This is a genomic window from Desulfohalobium retbaense DSM 5692, from assembly GCF_000024325.1.
Lineage (GTDB): Bacteria > Desulfobacterota > Desulfovibrionia > Desulfovibrionales > Desulfohalobiaceae > Desulfohalobium > Desulfohalobium retbaense.
Map to the genome: position 1 here is coordinate 1,839,118 of NC_013223.1, position 19,953 is coordinate 1,859,070.

At 58.8% G+C, this 19,953-nt stretch carries 22 protein-coding genes and 1 tRNA gene; 4 read left to right on the top strand and 19 right to left on the bottom strand.

Annotated features, from left to right (window positions below):
- Nucleotides 1-164 precede the first annotated feature (164 nt).
- The 19 genes from DRET_RS07900 to DRET_RS07990 all read right to left on the bottom strand — a co-directional run bounded on the left by DRET_RS07900 (nucleotide 165) and on the right by DRET_RS07990 (nucleotide 16,151).
- A complete protein-coding gene (locus DRET_RS07900; RefSeq protein ID WP_015752016.1) occupies nucleotides 165-827 on the bottom strand; it encodes a histidinol phosphate phosphatase domain-containing protein in 663 nt (220 codons plus the stop codon).
- Nucleotides 828-850: 23 nt separating this feature from the next.
- Nucleotides 851-1,345: a bifunctional nuclease family protein gene (locus DRET_RS07905; protein ID WP_015752017.1), complete on the bottom strand. Its 495-nt coding sequence runs from the start codon at nucleotides 1,343-1,345 to the stop codon at nucleotides 851-853.
- Nucleotides 1,339-2,676, bottom strand: coding sequence for a tRNA (N6-isopentenyl adenosine(37)-C2)-methylthiotransferase MiaB (gene miaB / locus DRET_RS07910; protein WP_015752018.1), 1,338 nt, complete (start codon nucleotides 2,674-2,676; stop codon nucleotides 1,339-1,341). Before miaB ends, DRET_RS07905 begins: the two co-directional genes overlap by 7 nt.
- A 138-nt stretch (nucleotides 2,677-2,814) precedes the next feature.
- Nucleotides 2,815-3,432 (bottom strand): adenylyl-sulfate kinase, encoded by a 618-nt coding sequence (locus DRET_RS07915; protein ID WP_015752019.1) that lies wholly within the window; start codon nucleotides 3,430-3,432, stop codon nucleotides 2,815-2,817.
- Between the two features lie 290 nt (nucleotides 3,433-3,722).
- Nucleotides 3,723-4,154, bottom strand: a complete 432-nt coding sequence (locus DRET_RS07920; protein ID WP_015752020.1) for an iron-sulfur cluster assembly scaffold protein — start codon at nucleotides 4,152-4,154, stop codon at nucleotides 3,723-3,725.
- Between the two features lie 241 nt (nucleotides 4,155-4,395).
- A complete protein-coding gene (locus DRET_RS07925) occupies nucleotides 4,396-5,319 on the bottom strand; it encodes a manganese-dependent inorganic pyrophosphatase (RefSeq protein WP_015752021.1) in 924 nt (307 codons plus the stop codon).
- A gap of 518 nt (nucleotides 5,320-5,837) precedes the next feature.
- Nucleotides 5,838-6,584, bottom strand: a complete 747-nt coding sequence (locus DRET_RS07930; protein WP_015752022.1) for a hypothetical protein — start codon at nucleotides 6,582-6,584, stop codon at nucleotides 5,838-5,840.
- Nucleotides 6,544-7,026 carry a PTS sugar transporter subunit IIB gene (locus DRET_RS07935; RefSeq protein ID WP_015752023.1) on the bottom strand — a complete coding sequence of 161 codons (483 nt, stop codon included), beginning with the start codon at nucleotides 7,024-7,026 and terminating at the stop codon, nucleotides 6,544-6,546. The genes DRET_RS07930 and DRET_RS07935 overlap by 41 nt, the downstream gene beginning before the upstream one ends.
- On the bottom strand, nucleotides 7,019-7,429 hold the full coding sequence (locus DRET_RS07940; RefSeq protein WP_015752024.1) for a PTS sugar transporter subunit IIA: 411 nt from the start codon (nucleotides 7,427-7,429) through the stop codon (nucleotides 7,019-7,021). The genes DRET_RS07935 and DRET_RS07940 overlap by 8 nt, the downstream gene beginning before the upstream one ends.
- Before the next feature lie 68 nt (nucleotides 7,430-7,497).
- Nucleotides 7,498-8,382, bottom strand: a complete 885-nt coding sequence (gene rapZ / locus DRET_RS07945; protein WP_015752025.1) for an RNase adapter RapZ — start codon at nucleotides 8,380-8,382, stop codon at nucleotides 7,498-7,500.
- 120 nt (nucleotides 8,383-8,502) lie between these two features.
- Nucleotides 8,503-8,952: a PTS sugar transporter subunit IIA gene (locus DRET_RS07950; protein WP_015752026.1), complete on the bottom strand. Its 450-nt coding sequence runs from the start codon at nucleotides 8,950-8,952 to the stop codon at nucleotides 8,503-8,505.
- Nucleotides 8,952-9,500, bottom strand: coding sequence for a ribosome hibernation-promoting factor, HPF/YfiA family (hpf, locus tag DRET_RS07955; RefSeq protein ID WP_015752027.1), 549 nt, complete (start codon nucleotides 9,498-9,500; stop codon nucleotides 8,952-8,954). Before hpf ends, DRET_RS07950 begins: the two co-directional genes overlap by 1 nt.
- Nucleotides 9,501-9,571: 71 nt before the next feature.
- A complete protein-coding gene (rpoN, locus tag DRET_RS07960) occupies nucleotides 9,572-10,996 on the bottom strand; it encodes an RNA polymerase factor sigma-54 (protein WP_015752028.1) in 1,425 nt (474 codons plus the stop codon).
- Nucleotides 10,997-11,375: 379 nt separating this feature from the next.
- Nucleotides 11,376-12,104, bottom strand: coding sequence for an LPS export ABC transporter ATP-binding protein (lptB, locus tag DRET_RS07965; protein ID WP_015752029.1), 729 nt, complete (start codon nucleotides 12,102-12,104; stop codon nucleotides 11,376-11,378).
- Nucleotides 12,085-12,630 carry an LptA/OstA family protein gene (locus tag DRET_RS07970; RefSeq protein WP_015752030.1) on the bottom strand — a complete coding sequence of 182 codons (546 nt, stop codon included), beginning with the start codon at nucleotides 12,628-12,630 and terminating at the stop codon, nucleotides 12,085-12,087. The genes lptB and DRET_RS07970 overlap by 20 nt, the downstream gene beginning before the upstream one ends.
- Nucleotides 12,627-13,205 (bottom strand): LPS export ABC transporter periplasmic protein LptC, encoded by a 579-nt coding sequence (lptC, locus tag DRET_RS07975; RefSeq protein ID WP_015752031.1) that lies wholly within the window; start codon nucleotides 13,203-13,205, stop codon nucleotides 12,627-12,629. Before lptC ends, DRET_RS07970 begins: the two co-directional genes overlap by 4 nt.
- On the bottom strand, nucleotides 13,184-13,705 hold the full coding sequence (locus tag DRET_RS07980) for a KdsC family phosphatase (RefSeq protein ID WP_015752032.1): 522 nt from the start codon (nucleotides 13,703-13,705) through the stop codon (nucleotides 13,184-13,186). Before DRET_RS07980 ends, lptC begins: the two co-directional genes overlap by 22 nt.
- Nucleotides 13,695-14,510 carry a 3-deoxy-8-phosphooctulonate synthase gene (kdsA, locus tag DRET_RS07985; RefSeq protein ID WP_015752033.1) on the bottom strand — a complete coding sequence of 272 codons (816 nt, stop codon included), beginning with the start codon at nucleotides 14,508-14,510 and terminating at the stop codon, nucleotides 13,695-13,697. The genes DRET_RS07980 and kdsA overlap by 11 nt, the downstream gene beginning before the upstream one ends.
- Complete coding sequence (locus DRET_RS07990) at nucleotides 14,511-16,151, bottom strand: CTP synthase (RefSeq protein WP_015752034.1); 1,641 nt, start codon at nucleotides 16,149-16,151, stop codon at nucleotides 14,511-14,513. It lies immediately after the preceding gene.
- 291 nt (nucleotides 16,152-16,442) lie between these two features.
- Between DRET_RS07990 and DRET_RS07995 the strand changes: the two genes are divergently transcribed.
- The 4 genes from DRET_RS07995 (at nucleotide 16,443) to DRET_RS08010 (ending at nucleotide 19,248) form a co-directional block, all read left to right on the top strand.
- Nucleotides 16,443-17,249: a phosphoribosylformylglycinamidine synthase subunit PurQ gene (locus DRET_RS07995; RefSeq protein WP_015752035.1), complete on the top strand. Its 807-nt coding sequence runs from the start codon at nucleotides 16,443-16,445 to the stop codon at nucleotides 17,247-17,249.
- A gap of 26 nt (nucleotides 17,250-17,275) precedes the next feature.
- On the top strand, nucleotides 17,276-17,773 hold the full coding sequence (locus DRET_RS08000; RefSeq protein ID WP_015752036.1) for a nucleoside deaminase: 498 nt from the start codon (nucleotides 17,276-17,278) through the stop codon (nucleotides 17,771-17,773).
- A gap of 24 nt (nucleotides 17,774-17,797) precedes the next feature.
- Nucleotides 17,798-17,892 (top strand) — tRNA-Ser (locus DRET_RS08005).
- Nucleotides 17,893-18,063: 171 nt separating this feature from the next.
- Nucleotides 18,064-19,248: a tyrosine-type recombinase/integrase gene (locus tag DRET_RS08010; RefSeq protein WP_015752037.1), complete on the top strand. Its 1,185-nt coding sequence runs from the start codon at nucleotides 18,064-18,066 to the stop codon at nucleotides 19,246-19,248.
- Nucleotides 19,249-19,953 lie beyond the last annotated feature (705 nt).

Consider the following 19,953-nt stretch of genomic DNA (forward strand, 5'->3'; position numbering starts at 1 on the left):
CGTGGGTTGAAAGAGTTCAAAAAAACTGCCGCCGGCCCGACCCCAATTGCCTTCCCCGCCCCCACTCAAAATCCAACCGCGGCAGGCAGGCGTCCTACACTGCCTTCGAGCGAGTTGTTACTGGCCGGGGGTACAATTGCAGAATCGAGGAAGCATCAAAAAATTCAGCGTGTCCCGGCCTGCAGAATGCGGCTCACCAGATACCGGGAATTCTCCTCCACCTGATGGTACTCCTCCTGACTCAGTCCGGCGCCCAGGGCGACCCCGCGGCGCAGGTCCCTGTCTACGAAATCGGAAGGACCGTGGGCGTCGTTGTTGATCACCAGCCTGGCGCCGTGATGCCGGGCCTGGACGGCCACGTGCCCGTTCGTCAGGCTGTGTCCCTTCCGGGTGGTGATTTCCAGAGCCACGCCCCGTTCAGCCGCCAAACGCGCCTCTTCGTCCCGGATCAAGCCTGGATGAGCTAAAATGTCAACACCGGCCTCAATAGCCGCCAGATTGGTCCCTTCCTCGACCGGTTCGACAAGCGTCTCGCCGTGGACAACGACCAATTGGGCGCCGCCGTCACGCGCGGCCGCAACCAGATCCGGAATCAGGGCTGGCGGCACGTGGGTCAACTCGACCCCGAAAAAGAGTTCGATGCCGCAATGCGGACCGAACTGGCGCACCATGCGCCCAACATTATCGAGAATCGGCTGCAGGTTGCTGGCGTCGGCGTGGTCAGTCATGGCCACGGCACGATATCCGGCGACGCGGGCCCGGCGGGCCAATTCCGCAGGAATGAGTTCGCCGTCACTGAAAACGGTGTGTGTATGGAGATCTATCATAGCTGGGCCGTGTCACCACTGTATTACATTTTGTATTTCAGATCATCGAGGTCCAGACTCTCGAGCATGTCCGTCCATTTTTCGGCCTCTTCCTCCTGGACGCCGACCTCGTAAGATTTCCCTTTGCGTTTTTCCACGGCCTCGAAGACATTTTCATGCACAAAAATCGGGCACGTCGCCCGCAAGGCCAGCGCTACCGCGTCCGATGGCCGGCTGTCGACCCGTTTGACGGTTTCGCCGTACGCGACCACAAGTTCGGCATAAAAGGTCCCCTCGCGCAGGTCGATGACCTCCACCCGCTGCAATTCCCCGCCCATCTGGTCGATGGTGTTCAAAAAAAGATCATGCGTCATCGGCCGGGGCATGTCCACCTCGTTCAAGGTCATGGAAATGGCCACCGCCTCCATGACCCCGATCCAGATCGGCAAAACATGCTGCTCCTCCCGGTCCTTGAGAATGAGCAGCGGAATCTGCGAGGATTCGTCCAGGGCCAGACCAAATACTTCGACTTCTACCATGGGCCTGTCTCCACTTCCCCAAACAGGGAATGTTTTTTGGCCTCTGTCACCCGTACCCCGACATACGAGCCAATCAGCGCACTGTCCAGTTCCGTGCGGCAATTGACCACGCGCCCGCCGGGGTCACGCCCCCGCCAGATCACGCCGCCTCCGTCCTGGCGCCCCGGTTCTCTGAGGAGCACGGTCACGTGCCGGCCGACTTCGGCCTGCAGGGCCTCGCCGGTGAGTTCCTCCTGCAGGGATTGCAACCGCTGCAGCCGGTGGGATTTGATCTCCTCGGGGACCTTGTCCTCCATCTGCTCCGCAGCCACACCAGGGCGATCCGAGTATTTGAAGGAAAAGCTCGAGGCAAAACCGACCTCGCGCATCATCTCCAGGGTCTGTTCAAAATCGGCCTCGGTCTCACCTGGAAAGCCGACAATGAGATCGGTGGTCAGGGTGATCTCCGGCCGGGCCTGACGTAATCCCGTGACGATGTCCAGATACCGCTGCCGCGTATACCGCCGGCGCATGGCCTTGAGAATGCGGTCCGATCCGGATTGCAGGGGCAGATGCAGATGCGGGCTCAATTCCGGCAAACGTCCGAAGGCGGCAATGACTTCAGGCGCGATATCCTTGGGGTGCGAGGTCGTGAAACGGACCTGCTCGATGCCGGGAATGGCGCAGACCTGTTCCAGCAGCGCGGCAAAGGACGTGCCGTCGCCATTTGCATCCTGCCCATAACTATTGACGTTTTGTCCCAGAAGCGTGATCTCCCTGGCCCCGCGCCGGGCCAGTTCTCGGCACTCCTGGAGGACGGCCGCACTGCTGCGGGATTTCTGCCGCCCCCGGGTATACGGCACGATGCAATAGGCGCAGTAATTGTCGCAACCCTGCATGATATTCACAAACGCCTGGGCGGGCACTTCGGCCTCGGGCCAGAGTTGCTCGCGTTCGGGGTAGTGCTCTTCAAAATCCAGCAACGAAAGCCGGAGCTGGGGATCGCTGCGCAACCGGTCGACCGCCTGGGGCACCATAGCGATGCCGTCGGTGCCAAAGACCAGCCGCACATGGGGAAACCGTTTCCAGAAACGGGTCCCCACCTGCTGGGCCACACACCCGCCGACCGCGACAAAGACATTGGGATTGCGCTGCCAATAGCCCTGCAGGCGTCCCAACAAACTGTAGACCTTTTGTTCCGGCTTTTCCCGGACACTGCAGGTATTGACGACAAAGACCTCGGCCGATTCTTCATCAGCCGGTTCCCCGCCCAGATCGACCAGGGCCCGGTGGAGCCAGTCCGAATCACAGACATTCATCTGGCAACCGTGGGTAATTATATGAAATCGCATGAATTGTGCTCAGTTGTATGCAAATGCCCCTGGGGCGTTGATAGCAGTTAGCAGGACAGGCCCCGTGTCAGTACCATACAGGGCTGGCTGCACGCAGTGCCGTGGTGTTTTGCCGGGCGGCCTATGCGTCCTGGAGGGTCAATCGTTCACGCAGGTCAGGGCCAGACGCCACGGTTCAAGAAAGCGGAGCACCTCGTCCCGGGCCTCCTCCAGGGTCAGGTCGTCGTTTTCGACCACACATTCGGCCAGCGGATTGGTCTCAAAAGGGACATCCACGCCAACGACCTGGCCAAGTCCCTCGAATTGCTGGCCAGTTTTCTGACGCGTCAACGCTTTGCGATACAGGTCAGCCATGACCAGTCCCCCTTCACGCTGACTTTCGCGCGCAATGGCCGTTTCCAGCCGGCACTGGATGTGGACTTCGGCAAAATAGTCCACCAGGGAACGTCCGTACTCCCGCATGGCCAACTCCGGCGCCGTGCCGTCCATGATGACGTTGAGTCCCGAGGCGGCCACGGAAGCCGCTTCCTCGGCAAACAGGGTGTAGGCCCGGTGCCGCTCTTCAGCAGTGTACCGGGGGGAGGGGAAATAGATCTTGCGCTGGCGGTCCATTTGCAATAAGCGCACCGGCACACCGCGTTCCTGGAGGTCGTCCTTCACTGCGGCAGCGACAGAGCTCTTTCCTGATCCGGGCAGTCCGACAAACCAGACCACCCACCCGGGTGGAGGACATGCTTGCGTCTCAAAGGTGTTCATACGGCATCACAAAAAAAATTCTCTTCTGAATCGGTGAAAAGCCCCACCAAAGCCGCTTTGGAGATCATCCCCACGGATTGGCAGACCTCGTTGCCCCAGCTGGTAGCGTCGCCCAACGCACACGGCTGCCTTGGCGGCTCTGCCGAACATTCCTGAGTCCAGGATATGGCATATGCACCGGCTGGTGCAAAGACACAATCAAGACACAAAGCGCCCAGGCAGTTTCCTACTCCAACACCAGCCGCCCTTCAACCCGTGCGCCACCGTGCCTCGGCACCGCTTGTACCGCCTTACCCTTGGCGAGAGCGCATATACGCATCCACGGCTTCCTGGAGAGTCCGGGCCGCGAGATGGGCGCAATGCTCCTTGTCCTCGGGCAATCCGCCGAGATATTCCAGGATCTCCCCGGCCTGAAGCGACGCCGCCTCCTCCAGGGATTTGCCGCAGGCCAGTTCACAGGCCACACACCCACTGACGATACTCGGTCCACACCCGTCGGTCCAGAAGCGCGCCTCGTGGATCCGGCCCTCCCGGACCAAAATTTCGATCTGGATCGAATCCCCGCACTCGCCGGTCAGATCGCCTACCCCGTCGGGCTGGGAAAAAGTGCCGACATGGATCGGATTACGCCACAAGGCATACGCCGTATCGCCGAGGTACGTCTGCGCGTCCTGATCCGCCTCATCCTGGATGTCCGCCAGAATAGAATCCAATGTATCCATAGTATTGTCCCGTTGAACAGGCCGTTGAGAATCTCCCAATGGCTGCGGTAGAAGATTTTTTTTTTCAACAGTCGGTTTGCTGCGTCTGAAGCTTGTCTGACTCCGGTTCCGTCCCTCGCTTCCCATTGTTCAGGATTTGCCAGGAAAGTCAAAAACCAGGGGACGAACCGCCGCATAGAAAAAGCCCGACCGGGCGGACCCAGCCGGGCTGACACAGCACACTCTGCGAAGCCGAGAAACCTTAGCTGGCGAAGGCCTTTTCGAAATTCGGCACAACCTGCTTTTTACGGCTCATGACACCGTCAAGCCAGGCTTTGCCGTCGACGGGCTTCACACCGAAAGCCTTTTCGACAACGGACGCATCGTCGGAGACGATGAGCATCTCGGAGCCTTCCTTCATGATGTCGGTCAACAAGAGGAACACGGAATGGTTGCTGTCTTCGTCCTTCAGGGCCTGGATATCCTTGGCCAGGTCGCCCTTCACGCTGTCGAGCAGGGACAGATCCACGACTTCCAACTGGCCGATGCCGACCTTGTTGCCATTCATGTCGAAATTCTTGTAGTCGCGCTTGACCAATTCGCGCACCGGGGTCCCTTCGATGGCCGATTTGACCTTGAACATTTCCATGCCCAATTCAGTCAGATCGCCCAGACCGGCAACCTTGGCCAAGGCTTCAGCGGCCTGCTTATCCGCGTCAGTGCAGGTGGCAGACTTGAAGATAACGGTGTCGCTCAAAATGGCGCAAGTCATGATCCCGGCGATATTTTTGGGGATTTCCACGCCATAAAAATCATACATGGCTTTGAGCACGGTGCAGGTGCAGCCCACGGGCCAGGTCCAGACTTCCACGGGGTTCGGCGTGGTTACGTCGCCGATCTTGTGGTGGTCGACGATGCCCAGCAGTTCACCCTTGTCCAGATTGTCCAGGCTCTGGGACAGATCAGAGTGGTCAACCAGGAAGACCTGTTTGTCCGTGGCGTCGGCCACCGCTTCCGGGGCGTCGACACCAAACTTGTCCAAAACGAACTTCGATTCAGGGCTGAGCTCGCCCTGGACGCCCGGCACGGTCTCCAGACCAAGCTTGCTCTTCAGATCGGCCAAGGCAATCGCGGCGCAGACCGAATCGGTGTCCGGGCTCTTGTGTCCTACAACATAAACCGGCATAGTAACCTCCTAAGATGTTATTTTCCCAGTATCTTCCCAAGGCATTTGCCCCAAGCAGCGAAACTTTGTGCCAAATAGCACAAAAGAAATCGGCTGCCAAGTGAAAGATGGGCCGTTTTGTCGCCAGCGGCAATTCGAAACCCCCACCCCTATTTGAGCAAACGTGGGATATGCCGGGGTTTCCGGCCCTGAGGCGCCCAGACAACGCTCGCCGGGCTGTGTTCAAAATTTCTCAACCGCAATCCGTGCGCATGCCTGGTCCAGGCCGGTTCGGGAATATCCCAGCGGTTGAATTCCCTTCCAGCCTGACGTTGCCCCACACTGGACTCCGAGGGCAGCACCAAAACCTGGTCACGAAGGAAAGCTCTCAGGTATCAGGAGACGGTCAAGAGACACTGGGCCAAGGGATACCTGTGCTCCCTTTTCATTTTCTGGTTCCTGTCTGGAAACGGAGCGCATTCGCGGCGTTGGCATCCCCGGCCAAGCAGCAGCCAGAGTGGCAACGAGGACAGGGCAACTCAGAAGGTCTGCCCAGGGAATATGACGGCTGGAAGAAACAGAGCGCCGATGGTCATGAGCGCCAGGCCCACACCCCAGAGCGAATAGGCGGTCTTGGTCCGCAGGGCCGCCACAGCCCCAAGCAAGGCCACCCCCCAGACATGAGCCCATTGGAGTTCGAACGGCGCCACCGGCCACCAGGCCCGCAGCCGGGCGATGCCGAGGACAGAGCTCTGGGTGATCAAAAAGAAAAAGAACCCATTGAGCAGGACCAGCTGTATCGCGGAACGCAGCACGAACCGTTCGGGAGCGAACAGTCCGCTTTCTTGGCGCACGCTCTGCAGCAACTGATTGTAATGGGTATTTTGCATGCCCCGGTGCCAGTTCTCGATCCGGGCACCGCATCGTGCCGCGAGCAGGGCGATGATCAGGACCGGCAGAAGGTCCCAAGGACGATACAGGCCCAGGCAATGCGCAGTGGTCAGGGAATAGACAACGGCCAGTTGACCGTGCGGGGGGATATAGGTCCCGGCGGGAAAGAGATCGAGCCAGAAGAGTTCACAAAAAACACCGATGCCTGCGGCCAGTTCCCATTGGCCGGTGACCAGGCCCCACAACAGAGCAAACGACAGCGGCCGGTCCAAAAACCCGATATTGACCACAAAGCGGGCCAATGAAATCAGGCCAAAAAAAAACTCATGGCCAAAACGAACGAGACGCAGGAAGTTACCATAATTCCTTGACCTGTACCGGGGTGTTCGGAACACACCGAAAATCGAGTTCCACGCCTTTGACCGAAAAACTGCGCAGGCAGGCGATGTCTTCCCGGCTCAACGCGGCGTGGTCGCAGACTTGCCGCCGGCCCGGACCGTAATGGATATTGCCGATATTGAGGTGATCGAAGCTGAAACCGAGTTCGAAGGCGCGCCAGGCGTCAGCGCAGGTAGCAAAGAGAAAAAGAACGTTCGCGGCATTGCCAAGCCGGTACTGGCCGTTGATGAGTTGGGGAATGGCATCGACGGTCAGGAAAAAATGGCGGATCCCTGCGGGAATGGCCAGCCCGATAATTTCCTGGCGCAGGTCGTCATGGGCCAGATCATCGTTGACCACGACCAGGGCCTTGGCCCGGGTGTAGGGCAGCCAATTCTCGATAACTTGCCCGTGCACGAGGCGGTTGTCGATCCGAACCCAATACATCATCTCATCCATTGGACACCTTGCGTCGCAAGACTTCCCCGGCCACCAGGATGCCTTGGCGGCCGGCGGACTTCACTTCCACGGCCAGCTCCTGCAGCTCCATTTCCCGGTTCCCCAGCAGCTTGAGCAGCAAGGGAAGATTCACCCCGGTGATGACTTCATAGTCACCGGCGCCGAGCAGGGACATGGCCAGATTGCTCGGTGTACCTCCGAACATGTCGGTCAAAATAAGCACCCCGCTACCGACATCCACTTCTTCGACAGCCTGTTTCAGGGCCTGCATGGATTCATCCATGTCCGTGGAACTGTCCAGGCTGATCGTAATACACATCTCCTGGGGTCCCAGAATATTTTCGGCCGCTTTGAGCAGCTTTTCACCCAGATCAAGGTGGGTGACGACAATCACACCAACCATATGCTTCCTCATCTCTGTGACCGTTTTTTTCGTCAGGCACACAGCATCCTGATCCTGCCTGGTTCCCTTCAGCCCAGTTCCCAGTGCCGGTGCTCCACGGAAACTTCGTATTGGTTTTTGCCCAGCGCTTTGGCCAGGGCCTCGGTCACGGCCACCGAACGGTGCCGCCCTCCGGTACACCCCAGAGCCAGGGTCAGCCGGTATCGGCCTTCGGCCGCATACAATGGCAGAAGATAGTCCAGAAAATCGATGAACCGCTCGATAAACCCTGCCCCCGGATCGCTGTCCAATACATAGGCGGCCACCGGCCCGTCCTTGCCGGTCAGCGGGCGCAGATCCGGCTCGAAATAGGGATTGGGCAAAAAGCGGAGATCAAAAACCAGATCAGCATCCGAGGGGACACCGTATTTGAAGCCGAACGAGGTCAGATAGACCCGCAGACCGTGGGTGGTCTCCTCCAGAAACTGCCACTTGTCCTGAAGATGGCGGCGCAGGTCGTGCACCGAAAACTCTGAGGTATCCACTACCAGATCCGCCCGGTCGCGCAACGGCTCGAGCAGGGCCCGTTCGTGCTCCAAAGCCTGCTCGAGCCCCATGTCTCGGGATTCGAGCGGATGGGGGCGTCGGGTCGTGGCGTAACGCCGGATAAGAACCTCTGGTCGGGCCTCGAAAAAAATGAGCTGCGGGGTCACACCTTCGGCTTCCAGGGTACGTTTGAGCTGTTCCCATTCGGCGGCAAAGTCGCTCTGGCGGACATCGATTCCAACCGCCAATCCCCTGTACCCTCTCGGATTTTCATTACAAAAAAAGCGGACCATCCGTTCGACCATCCGCACCGGCAGGCCGTCGACGCAGAAGAAACGCAGGTCCTCAAAGACATTGAGGCCGGTACTTTTGCCGGCTCCGGCCAGCCCGGCCAGCAAAACAAGGGGAATTTGGCGACAGGGAGACATACACGCTTCGCTCAGTGTTGCAATTCAAGGCCCTCAAAACAGGAGCAACGCCCCATGGTCCCGGAGGCAATACGCCTGACCGGGACCTCGAATGGATCGCTCAGATCAAAGTCCAGCAGCCTAAGTCGCCTGCAACAATTGCCACAAGCCCTCTTTGCCCTCAGCCTGCATGAAGCTCTGCCGAAAGACCTCGTCCTTGAGCGTCCTGGAAATAGTGGCCAGGATGCGCAGATGCATCCCGGCCACGTGTTCAGGCGCCATGACAAGAAAGAAGATGTGGCACGGTTTCTGGTCCAGAGCGTCGAACTCCACGCCCGGCAGGCTGCGCCCGACCACCACGGAGACCTCGTCCAGAACGTCCAGTTTGCCGTGGGGGATGGCAATGCCGTCGCCGATGCCGGTGCTGCCAAGTCCTTCCCGCTCCAGGAGCACCGCTTTGGCGCTCTCCAGATCCAGTTGCGGCCATTTATGCCCCAGAGGGGTGACCAATTCCTCCAACACCCCGGCCTTATCACGGGCCGTCAGGTCAGGGAGAATCAGCTCCCCCTCAAGGAACTCGTTGAGTTGCATTAATACATCCCCGGATCAATCAGTCCAAAATCGCCGTTGCGCCGCTTGTAGATCACATTCACGCTGTCATTCTCGGCATTGTAGAAGACCAGGAATTCGTATTCCAGCGTTTCCAGTTGCATGGCCGCTTCGTCGACGGTCATTGGCTTGGGTTCGTAATGATCGGTCTTGACGATGTTCCGAACCTGCTCGCCGCTTTCCGAGGCCACATACGAAAAGACATCCATGCGCACCGGCTTGGTGTCTTCCATGCGGTGCTTTTTCTTGGCCTTGTCGCGGATTTTCCGCAATTGCGCCTCGACCTTGTCCAGGGCCATGTCGATGGTCGAGTACATATCTTCGCTTTCTTCGAAGGCCGACAGCTTGTTTCCGTCAGCATTGACAACAACTTCGGCCATTTGGCGAATCTTTTCAACTTCGAGGTTGACCTGGATGTCGGCCGATTCGGTGTCGTGGATATATTTATTCAATTTATCAAAACGCTTCTCTGCATAATCCCGGAGGTGATCAGACGGCTCGAAACTTTTGAAATTGAATCTGATCTGCATAGGCGCTCCTTTGTTTTGGATGCCGAGGGCACCGCTTGTGCAAATTCAATCCCCACCTGAGCTGGGAGGAGTTATACCATTCGTTTTCGCTTAGAGGAAGAGGCGATTCCCAGCGCTGTCCGGTACTTGGCCACCGTTCGCCGCGCGATATTGATCTGGAGCTCTTTTTTCAATTCGGAGACGATCTTCTCATCGCTCAAGGGCTTACGGGGATTTTCCTCGCTGACCATCTTTTTGATCGCCGCCTTGACGCTCTCCGAACCGACTTGGCCACCGCCGTCAAGGCCGAGGCCGCTGTTGAAGAAAAACTTGAGTTCAAAAAGACCAAACGGCGTGGCCGCGTATTTGTTTGTCGTCACCCGGCTGACCGTGGATTCGTGCATCTCGATATCTTCGGCCACATCCTTGAGAATGAGCGGCTTGAGCTTGGAAACCCCGTCTTCGAAAAATTCCCGCTGAAACTTGAGGATGCTCTCCATGACCCGGTACAGGGTGAGCTGCCGCTGATAGAGACTTTTCATCAACCAGACCGCCGAGCGCATCTTATCCTGGAAGTACTCCTTTTCCTGCCCGCCGCGTCCTTTGAAGGCCTCCATATAGTACTGACTGATCTGCAGGTTGGGAAGCCCTTCTTCATTGAGCTGGATGACGAACTCGTCTTCATCCTTATAGACGTAGACGTCTGGGCTGATATACGGGCTCGTGGCACCGCCGAAACTGCTGCCGGGCATGGGGTCCAATTCCCGGATGAGCTGGATATAGGTTTCCAGGTCCTCCTGGGTGATCCGGAACTTGCGCAACAGGGGCTTGAAGCGGTGGCGTTCGATATCTTCGAGATGGTCGCGCACCAGGGAGAGCAAAATGGGGTCTTCTTCCCCAGCGGTCTCGAGTTGGACCAGCAGGCACTCGCTGGCGGAGCGGGCGGCCACCCCTACGGGATCAAAACGCTGGACAAATCCGACGACTTCGTCAATCGCTTCAGGCGTTGCCCCAGTGCTGGCGGCCAATTCATCGGTACTGGCCAACAGATAGCCCGTGGGACCGAGATTGCCGATCACGGCCTCGCCGATCTCTTTGTGTTCCTGGCTGAGTTCTGTGAGATGGAGTTGCCACAGGAGGTGGCTCTCCAGGGTATGGTCAGCGGAAAAGCGGGTTTCGTAGGAAGGCAGTTCTTCAGGAATCTCCGCGTCGCGACTGGCCCCGGAAGAGGTGGAGAACACTCCGAGATAGTCTTCCCAGTCGGCGTTACGCGCCAGATCCTTTTCCCCCATGTCCATCGGGGTGTGTTCCTCCCCTTTGGACTCGGTCTCAGGGGCATTGTCTGGCGCGGACTCGTCTTCTTGGAGTTCGAGGATGGGATTCTCCATCAGCTCCTGCTCCACACGTTCTTGCAGCTCCACGCGTGACAATTGCAGGAGTTTGATGGCCTGTTGCAGCTGGGGGGTCATGACCAGCTGCTGGGAAAGTTTCAATTGTTGCCGAAGTTCTAAGCCCATAGGAGATATCTGTCTCTCTCGAGGAAACGTAGGGAATCACTGGTGTTCATGAGCGGATGTCGTTCGTCGGTTGACATGGGGCTGTCTCGTTGTGTGCAGGCTGTCGAGGATCGCAGCAATTGCTCTGATGTCCCCCGTGGCGGAATCGCACGCCTAGTTCCCTCCATCTCCGTCAATTCCAGATGTGCCACAGAAGCCGCGGAGATGCAATTGCACGCGAACTTTCTGGCTGGGCGGGCAGTGGGCGGCGAAGAACGGCCGGAGAATTCGGCAGGGGCGTCATGACAGGCGGGTTGGCCCACATTTGGTGGTTTCCCAGGCCGGTAACGTCCCGACTTGCCCGGTGGCAAGGACACAGCACCAAAGCGCCGCAGGACAACTATAATTCAAATTTTTCGCCGAGATAGACCTGCCTCGCCTTGGCATCGGCAACAATGGTCTCCGGAGTGCCGTCAAGGATGATCTGGCCTTCGTAGACCAGATAGGCCCGGTCACAGATTCGCAGCGTCTCCCGGACATTGTGATCGGAAATCAAGACCCCGATCCCCCGGTTCTTGAGACCGGCCACAATCTGCTGGATATCGTCGACAGCCAGGGGATCGATGCCGGCAAAGGGCTCGTCCAGGAGCATGAATGTCGGCTTGCGGATCAGCGCCCGGGCGATCTCCAGGCGGCGGCGCTCGCCGCCGGAAAGGTGCATCGCCTTCTGATCGGCGAGTTTGGCGATCCCGAGTTCCTGGAGCAGACGATCAGCTTCGTCGCGGGCCTCCTTGCGGCTGGAACAGCTGTATTCCAGAATGATTTCCAGATTCTGCCGCACCGTGAGCTTCCGGAACACAGAGGATTCCTGGGGCAAATAACTCACGCCGTGCCGGGCTCGATCGTGCAGGGGCCATTGGGTCGTTTCCCGGCCGTTGACAAAAACCTGCCCCTGGGTGGGCTTAATGATCCCGACCAGCATATAGAAGGTCGTGGTCTTGCCGGCCCCGTTGGGCCCGAGCAGACCGACGACCTCGCCCTGATCCAGACGCAGGGAGATATCCCGCACGACCTGGCGCTGCCCGAACCGCTTGCAAAGGTCACGGGCCTCAATTTCCGCTGTCTGCATCGCCGAAGCCTTCCTCAGGGGAATAGAACAGGGCCTCGACACGCCCGGAGTCGCCGCCGATGACTTCGCTCCTGTTCTCCTTGAGATACATCTTGATCACACTGCCGCTGATGCTGTTTTCTCCCTGTTCCAGGCGCGGCGATCCTTCGAGACGCAGCATCCCCTCGTCGGGATAGAACCAGGCCGTGTCGCAATAGCCGGTCCGGTTGCCCTCCTGCAGCCGGACATCGCCCTCGGCCACGAGGTGGTCGATGCTCTGGTCACCGCCCATGCCCATGCCGCCTTCAGCGGTGTCTGCCGCCCCGGCCTTGAGAAACACGGTCAAGGTCTCGGACCACAACTCAAAAGTATCCCGAATCGCATGCACAGACCCCTTGAAACGGACCTGTTTGTCGGCGTGGGCGTAGCGCATGGTATCCGAGGTGATTTTGATGGGCGCGGTTTGCTCGCCCTGCTGGGCTCCCAGGGGAGAGGCCATGCTCAGCACCGCCGCCAGCATACCAAGGAACAATAGTCGTCTTCTCATGATTCTCCATCCTCGTCAGGAGCTTGAACGCGGGAGTGCAGTTCCGCCTGGACCCCGCCGTCAACGACAACGGTTTCCGCTTCCAGAAGGATCTGGGCCGACTTCCCGGTCACATGGAGCCCCGGCCAGTCGAAAACCACATCCTCCTCCAGGTCCAGGCGATCCTCCTGGCGGACGAACACGGCCTTCTGCGCCCGGACTGTGCCGTTTTGGTATTCGGCCTGGACATCAGGCCACATGGTCGCCTGGCCGTTATCCTGGTTGTAGCGGCCCCGGGAGGCCCGCACGACGGCCCGGCCGTCCTGCATCGGCAACGTCAGCACCGGCTGCTCCAGGTCCACCATCCCCTGGTCCCGGTCATACGTGGCGTTGGCGGCCCGCAGATCCCATTCCTGCCGGCCCTGTTCTCCGCCCTGAAGATGCACCGAGCGCATGGCCATGTCCACGGGCAGGCTCGGGCCAGTGGTCTCGGACGGCTGGTTCTGCCAGTATGTCCAGCCGAGCCAGCCGCCGGCCGCCATGCCCATCAGGATGATGGCCGCGGCCACTGCTTTCAGCCGGCCCACTGCCGCCACAACGCCTCCCAGCGCCCTTGGGCCGTGAGGAGAAAACGAATCGCCTCACGCACCGCGCCCTGCCCTCCAGGAACGCTGCTGACCCAATCGGCCAGGGCAATGATTTCGGGCTGGGCATTGGCCACAGCCATCTTCAGCCCCACCCGGTTCATGACCGCGGCGTCGACCCAGTCGTCGCCGAGAAAAGCCACATTGGCCCACTGCCAGCCGCGCCGCTCAAGGATGTCTTCGACAAAGGGGACCTTGTTGGTTCGCCCAAAGGAATATTCAGTGATTCCAAGTTCCCGGACCCGAGTGTGCACGGCTCCGGCGTCCAAGCCAGTGGCGACGGCGATCTCCAGTTCAGCCGCCTGGGCGAGCTTGATCCCCAGGCCGTCCTGGACATGGAACCGCTTCCCGATGGTTCCGTCCTGGGAGTAATAGAGGCCGCCGTCGGTAAGCACGCCATCGACATCAAGGACCAGCATCCGAATCTGTTCAGCCCGTGTCCTAGTTTCCATGCACAGCCTCCCGTACCGCCAGGAGGCGGCGGAGTTCTCCGGCCAGCGCGTCAAGGGCCAAACTGTTCGGCCCGTCGCACAGGGCGTGGTCCGGGTCGGGATGGACTTCGAGAAAAATACCGTTGCAGCCGGCCGCCACGGCAGCCCGGGCCAAGGTCCCGACAAATTGCCGCTGCCCGCCGGAACGCGTTCCCTGTCCGCCGGGCAATTGCACCGAATGGGTGGCGTCGAAGACCGCCGGCCAGCCGGTGTCCTGCATGATCGGGATCGAACGCATGTCGACCACGAGGTTGTTGTAGCCGAACGAACTGCCCCGCTCGGTCAGCCAGATGGATTCCCCCCCACCGGCTTCGAGCTTGGCCACAACATTGGCCATATCCCACGGCGCCAGAAACTGCCCCTTCTTGACGTTCACGATCCGCCCGGTCTTGGCCGCGGCCAGAAGCAGGTCGGTCTGGCGGCATAAAAACGCCGGAATCTGGAGGACATCGGCCACATCGGCCACGGGACGGGCCTGTTCCGGGGCATGGATGTCCGTGACCACCGGCAGACCGGAAGCCTCTTTGATCCGCTGCAGCCATTCGAGGCCGGTCTGCAGACCGGGACCGCGAAAACTGTCCACGGAACTCCGGTTGGCCTTGTCGAACGAGCTCTTGAATACCAGAGGGATGCCCAACTCGTCCTGAATGGCGGCCAGCCGTTCGGCTACCCGCAGGCCGAGTTCCAGCTCTTCCAGAGCACATGGCCCGACAATGGCAAACAAAGAGCGCCGGGACAAAGAGAAAAGATCGCTTGCTCCAGTCACCTAGACTCCTTTGCGCTCCTTGGCCGCGCGGATGAATTCCCGGAAAAGCGGATGCGGGCGCATGGGGTTGGATTTGAACTCCGGATGGAATTGGCAGGCCACGAACCAGGGATGGTCGCGCATTTCCACGATTTCCACCAACTCATGATCCGGGGAGGTCCCGCTCAGGACCAGGCCGTTTTCCTCGAATTGGGGGCCGTAGTCGTTGTTGAATTCATACCGGTGCCGGTGGCGTTCCTGGATCAGCTCCTGACCGTAGGCCTGCATGGCCTTGCTGTCCGGGCGCAACTGGCAGGGGTAGGCACCAAGGCGCATGGTGCCGCCTTTTTCCGAGTCCTTGTCCCGCTTTTGCATGCAGTTTTGGCGGTGATCGAACCATTCGGTGATCAGATAGATGACCGGATCCGGGGTGCAGGCGTCGAATTCCGAGGAATGGGCTTTGCCCAATTCCAAAACGTTGCGGGCGTACTCGATGACCGCGCACTGCATACCGAGACAGATCCCGAAAAAAGGAATCTTGTTCTGCCGGGCATAGCCGCAGGCTTTGATTTTGCCTTCCACTCCGCGGCTGCCGAAGCCGCCGGGCACGAGAATGCCGTCGAGATCCTGCAACAGGGAAGCCGGATCACTGGTTTTTTCCAGATCCTCGGCATTGACGTAGACCAGTTCCACGGCCAGATCGTTGGCCAATCCACCGTGGGTCAGCGCCTCGTGCAGGCTTTTGTAGGCCTCTTTGAGATCGACATATTTGCCGACGATGCCGATGCGGACTTCGCCCTTGGGATTGTGCAGCTTGTCCACCAATTGCCGCCACGGCGCCAGGTCGGGGTTTTTGGCCGGCAGCCTCAGCATGATGGCGATCTTCTGATCCAATCCTTCAGTATAAAACGACAGCGGAAGTTCGTAGATGTGGCGCACGTCGATGGCGGTGAAGACCGCATCGGGCTCGACATTGCAAAACAGGGCGATCTTGTCCTTGATGTCCTGCTCCAGGGGAACCTCGGTGCGGCAGAGGATGATATCCGGCTGGATGCCGATGCTGCGCAATTCCTTGACGCTGTGCTGAGTCGGCTTGGTTTTGACTTCACCGGCGGCCCGCATATACGGCACCAGGGTCAGATGGATGTAGAGCACATTCTCCTTGCCCAGATCCGAGCGCAATTGGCGGATAGCTTCCAGAAAGGGCAGCCCTTCGATATCCCCGACCGTCCCGCCGATCTCGATGAGGACCACGTCCTCGTCGTTGCGGGCCGCGCCGGTTACAGCTTGTTTGATCTGGTCCGTGACATGGGGGATGACCTGCACGGTGCCACCGAGATAATCCCCGCGGCGCTCCTTAGTGATCACGGTGTGGTAGATGCTGCCGGAGGTGTAATTGTTGCTCTGGGCCATGTACTCGTCGAGGTACCGTTCATAGTGGCCCAGATCGAGGTCGGTTTCCGCGCCGTCTTCGGTGACATAGACCTCACCGTGCTGGAAGGGATTCATCGTCCCCGGGTCAACATTGATGTATGGATCGAGCTTCTGGATGGTTACTTTCAGGCCCCTGGCCTTGAGAAGGGCTCCCACAGAAGCCGCCGCCAGTCCCTTGCCCAGGGACGAGAGCACACCGCCGGTCACGAAAATATATTTGGTCCGCATGACACCCCGCCTTGTTCGACTTTGCAAAAAAATGAACCTATACCAATTCGGACTGCTTTCCAAGAACCGTGCCCCAGGGCCACCTCCCTCGGCTTCGGAAGTGTGGACATAAAAAATGGGCCCGCCAGTTGACGACAGCCCAGGGCACGGCGTAAGAGCCATTCCAGCAAAAACGTATTTCTACGCAAGCCCGTTTCAGCTTGTCAAGGAAAGGCCCTGTCCCGCACTCTCGCAGCGAACCCGTGTCCACCACGGCCCGCCTGCGGGAAACATTCGTTATAGAGGCGCTCCATGCAAGAAGCTCATGTCCTTGTGCTCACAGGATACGGAACCAACTGCGAACGGGAAACCGCATACGCCGCCCGCATCGCCGGGGCCGATCGGGTCGAGATCGCTCATCTGGCCGATCTCGTTGCCGAACGGGTTTGCATTGCCGATTTCAATTTCCTCGTCTTTCCAGGCGGATTTCTCGACGGCGACAACCTCGGCGCGGCCCAGGCCGCAGCGTTGCGCCTCAAGCACACCCAGACCCGCAGTGGCCGGCTCCTGCTCGACGACATCCTCGATCTGCACCAGCGTGGCGGGCTGATCCTGGGCATCTGCAACGGCTTTCAGCTCCTGGTCAAACTCGGCCTGCTCCCGGCTGCCGGCGGACGGTACCTGGAACGCCAGGTCAGTCTGGGCCACAACGATTCGGCCCGGTTTGAAGACCGCTGGGTCCACCTCGCCTGCCCCCAGCAATCCCCCTGTGTCTTCACCCGGGATCTGCCGCGGCTGTTTTTGCCCATCCGCCACGGCGAGGGCAAAATCGTGGTCCGCGACGAGGCCCTTTTGCAGGAACTGGTCGAGAACAATCTGATCGCCATGCGGTATACGGACGAGACCGGAGAACCGACCCAGAGCTACCCGGCCAATCCCAACGGATCGCCTCTGGCCATCGCCGGGCTGACCGATCCCTCCGGGCGGATCTTCGGGCTCATGCCCCACCCGGAAGCCTACAACGATGCGACCAACCATCCAGCCTGGACCCGCGGCGAAACCGGCACTCCGGGCACCGCCCTGTTCACCAACGGGGTGCGTTTCCTGCAGGGGCAATAAGCCGGAACCGGCTGCTCGTTGACACTATGGCTGATGTCCAGTATACGCTTCTGCCTCCGGACGCGGATTGGGAAACGGTCATGGAACTGGCCCTGGATGAAGCCCGAGCCGCCCAGACCCACGGTGAAGTTCCCATCGGCGCGGTTCTGGTCGACCCGGACAAGCGGGTTCTCGCCCGCGGCGGCAACCGGACCATCACCGACAGCGATCCCACGGCGCACGCCGAAATCGTGGCCCTGCGCCGGGCCTGCCAAAGTGTCGGCAACTACCGGTTGCCCGGTGCGATTCTGGCGGTGACGCTGGAACCGTGCCTCATGTGCCTTGGGGCCCTTATCCAGGCCCGATTGGCCGGGGTGGTTTTCGCCGCCCGGGACCCGAAAGCCGGCGCCATCGTCTCCCAGCTGGAAGGACCGCACCTGCCGTGGCTCAACCACAGGTTCTGGGTCCGGGAGACCACGGCCCACGCCGCGACAAGCCGCGCCCTGTTGCAGGATTTTTTCCGCCAGCGCCGCGGCAAGGCATGACAAATACACTTTTCGAGAGTTTCAGGAGAGGTAGCGAAGTCCGGTCGTAACGCGCCCGACTCGAAATCGGGTTGTCCTTTTGTCGGGGCACGTGGGTTCGAATCCCACCCTCTCCGCCAATATCTTATCCCAAGAAATTCAGTGCTGCCCATAAAGGGCTTCAAACACTGACTTTCTTGGGATTTTTTATTCCATGACGTTCTACGAAATCCATTGACAGCCCAGGCTTCATGTGAGTAACAATGTGAGTAACACTCAAGCTAACACTCAACGGCTATCGAGTTACTCACATGGCGCTCACCGTCAAAGCCATCCAGGCCGCTAAGCCTCGAGAAAAACTCTATCGTTTGAATGACGAACGAGGGCTCTATCTCGAGATCCCACCGAAAGGCGCTTACCGCTGGCGCTTTCGCTACCGATTTCATGGCAAACCCAAAATGGTCAGCTTGGGCCGCTACCCAGATATCAGCCTCAAACAAGCAAGGGAAAAACGCGACGAGATGCGCGCCCTTGTTGCTTCCTCCATCGACCCCTCGAATTATCTCCGCCAAGCACGACACGCTGCTAAAGATGACAGCTTTGAGGCGGTCGCCAGGGAATGGCACAAAAAATTCAAAAGCCGGTGGACAGAGGGCCATGCAGCCACTGTCCTCACCCGGCTCGAACAAAATGCTTTTCCCTGGATAGGCTCTCAGCCGATAGATTCCGTTACCCCCCTCGATATACTTCCTCTTTTGCGTCGCATAGAGGATCGCGGCGCTATCGAACTTGCCCACCGGGTGCGCGGGATTATTAGTCAAGTCTTCCGATTTGCAGTGGCCAACGAAAGAGCCAGCCGCGACCCGGCAAGCGACCTGAGAGACGCCCTGACACCTCGCCAAGAAAATCACTTCGCGGCTATCACCAACCCCTCTGAGATCCCAGCCCTACTGGGCGCTATCAGCGAATACCAAGGGCATTTTGTCACACGTTGCGCCCTCAGGCTGGCCTCCCTTGTTTTTGTCCGCCCCGGCGAATTACGCAAAGCAGAATGGGACGAAATTGATCTCGCCCACCAAGAGTGGCGCCTGCCACCCGCCAAAACCAAACTTCGCAAGACGCACATCATCCCTCTTGCGCATCAAGCTTGCGCAATCTTTAACGAAATCCACCCGCTCACAGGCACAGGTCGTTACGTCTTCCCCTCTGCGAGAGATAAAAACAAGCCCATGTCGGAAAACACCATCAATGCCGCACTACGACAACTTGGATTCTCCAAAGAGAAAATGACCGCTCACGGTTTCAGATCGATGGCCTCGACACGCCTAAACGAACTAGGTTGGCATCCGGATGCAATCGAGCGCCAACTGGGACATACCGAAAAAAACGGAGTGCGTGCAGCATATAACCACGCAGAATACCTGGAAGAACGCCGCAAAATGATGCAGGCCTGGGCTGACTATCTCGATAAACTCACCAATAAAGATCTTCTTTAAAGTCCCCCTTCTACATACCTTGTATCTTTGCATTTGGTTATCCAAATCAGTCCAGAGAAGCTTATAGCTCGTAGGCGATCTTTCTCTCTGAGCTTCACCGTCCCCAATAGGGGAAACTGTATTCCCTCTCGGACATCCGCCCAAAGGCGACATGACTGCCATCAGCCTCCAGTTCCTCAACCCGTATCGTGTGCTCTTGGCATCGATGTCCACCCAATGAAGCCATCCTTGCCCCCCTAATGGAGCCTCTTTGAGCAGCCATTTTTGCGGTTGCCGACCCTTCTTGCACGGGACCCCATTACTACTCGCCCATCCGTCCTCCACAGATCCAGACTCGTCTTGATTTTCCTCTTTTACAGATTCGTTCCCACACAGCGGTCGCGTGCGAACCTTACCAATCGCTCCGCACGACCACTTGGTCGAATATCTAGTATTCTCACATTTTGAAGCAACAACCGTCTATCTTTCGGACTCGGCAGGCAATGAGCCATGACAATCTCATTCCTATAGAACCTTCTGACCTGGTCCTGACCTGCCACAGGGCCGGGTGCCTGTCGGGTAGGTGCCTCTAGCCGTCTCAGTTGGGCAGTTTTTGACCAAAATACCCTTGCTTACCCCACCTAAAACCATCCCGACCAAACAGGTTGACCTTGCTGGGGCAAAATTTAACATACCGAAATCAATATTTTTTAATGATCAAACGCG

Bases quoted from the DNA above. Each gene is read 5' to 3' on its own strand.
- DRET_RS07905 (WP_015752017.1), bottom strand. From the start codon at position 1,345: ATGGTAGAAGTCGAAGTATTTGGTCTGGCCCTGGACGAATCCTCGCAG.
- DRET_RS07950 (WP_015752026.1), bottom strand. From the start codon at position 8,952: ATGCAACTCAACGAGTTCCTTGAGGGGGAGCTGATTCTCCCTGACCTG.
- DRET_RS07920 (WP_015752020.1), bottom strand. From the start codon at position 4,154: ATGGATACATTGGATTCTATTCTGGCGGACATCCAGGATGAGGCGGAT.
- DRET_RS07990 (WP_015752034.1), bottom strand. From the start codon at position 16,151: ATGCGGACCAAATATATTTTCGTGACCGGCGGTGTGCTCTCGTCCCTG.
- DRET_RS07900 (WP_015752016.1), bottom strand. From the start codon at position 827: ATGATAGATCTCCATACACACACCGTTTTCAGTGACGGCGAACTCATT.
- hpf (WP_015752027.1), bottom strand. From the start codon at position 9,500: ATGCAGATCAGATTCAATTTCAAAAGTTTCGAGCCGTCTGATCACCTC.
- DRET_RS07935 (WP_015752023.1), bottom strand. From the start codon at position 7,026: ATGGATGAGATGATGTATTGGGTTCGGATCGACAACCGCCTCGTGCAC.
- DRET_RS07925 (WP_015752021.1), bottom strand. From the start codon at position 5,319: ATGCCGGTTTATGTTGTAGGACACAAGAGCCCGGACACCGATTCGGTC.
- DRET_RS07980 (WP_015752032.1), bottom strand. From the start codon at position 13,705: ATGGAAACTAGGACACGGGCTGAACAGATTCGGATGCTGGTCCTTGAT.
- DRET_RS07940 (WP_015752024.1), bottom strand. From the start codon at position 7,429: ATGGTTGGTGTGATTGTCGTCACCCACCTTGATCTGGGTGAAAAGCTG.
- DRET_RS07995 (WP_015752035.1), top strand. From the start codon at position 16,443: ATGCAAGAAGCTCATGTCCTTGTGCTCACAGGATACGGAACCAACTGC.
- DRET_RS08010 (WP_015752037.1), top strand. From the start codon at position 18,064: ATGGCGCTCACCGTCAAAGCCATCCAGGCCGCTAAGCCTCGAGAAAAA.
- DRET_RS07915 (WP_015752019.1), bottom strand. From the start codon at position 3,432: ATGAACACCTTTGAGACGCAAGCATGTCCTCCACCCGGGTGGGTGGTC.
- DRET_RS07970 (WP_015752030.1), bottom strand. From the start codon at position 12,630: ATGAGAAGACGACTATTGTTCCTTGGTATGCTGGCGGCGGTGCTGAGC.
- lptB (WP_015752029.1), bottom strand. From the start codon at position 12,104: ATGCAGACAGCGGAAATTGAGGCCCGTGACCTTTGCAAGCGGTTCGGG.
- DRET_RS08000 (WP_015752036.1), top strand. From the start codon at position 17,276: ATGGCTGATGTCCAGTATACGCTTCTGCCTCCGGACGCGGATTGGGAA.
- rpoN (WP_015752028.1), bottom strand. From the start codon at position 10,996: ATGGGCTTAGAACTTCGGCAACAATTGAAACTTTCCCAGCAGCTGGTC.
- rapZ (WP_015752025.1), bottom strand. From the start codon at position 8,382: ATGTCTCCCTGTCGCCAAATTCCCCTTGTTTTGCTGGCCGGGCTGGCC.
- miaB (WP_015752018.1), bottom strand. From the start codon at position 2,676: ATGCGATTTCATATAATTACCCACGGTTGCCAGATGAATGTCTGTGAT.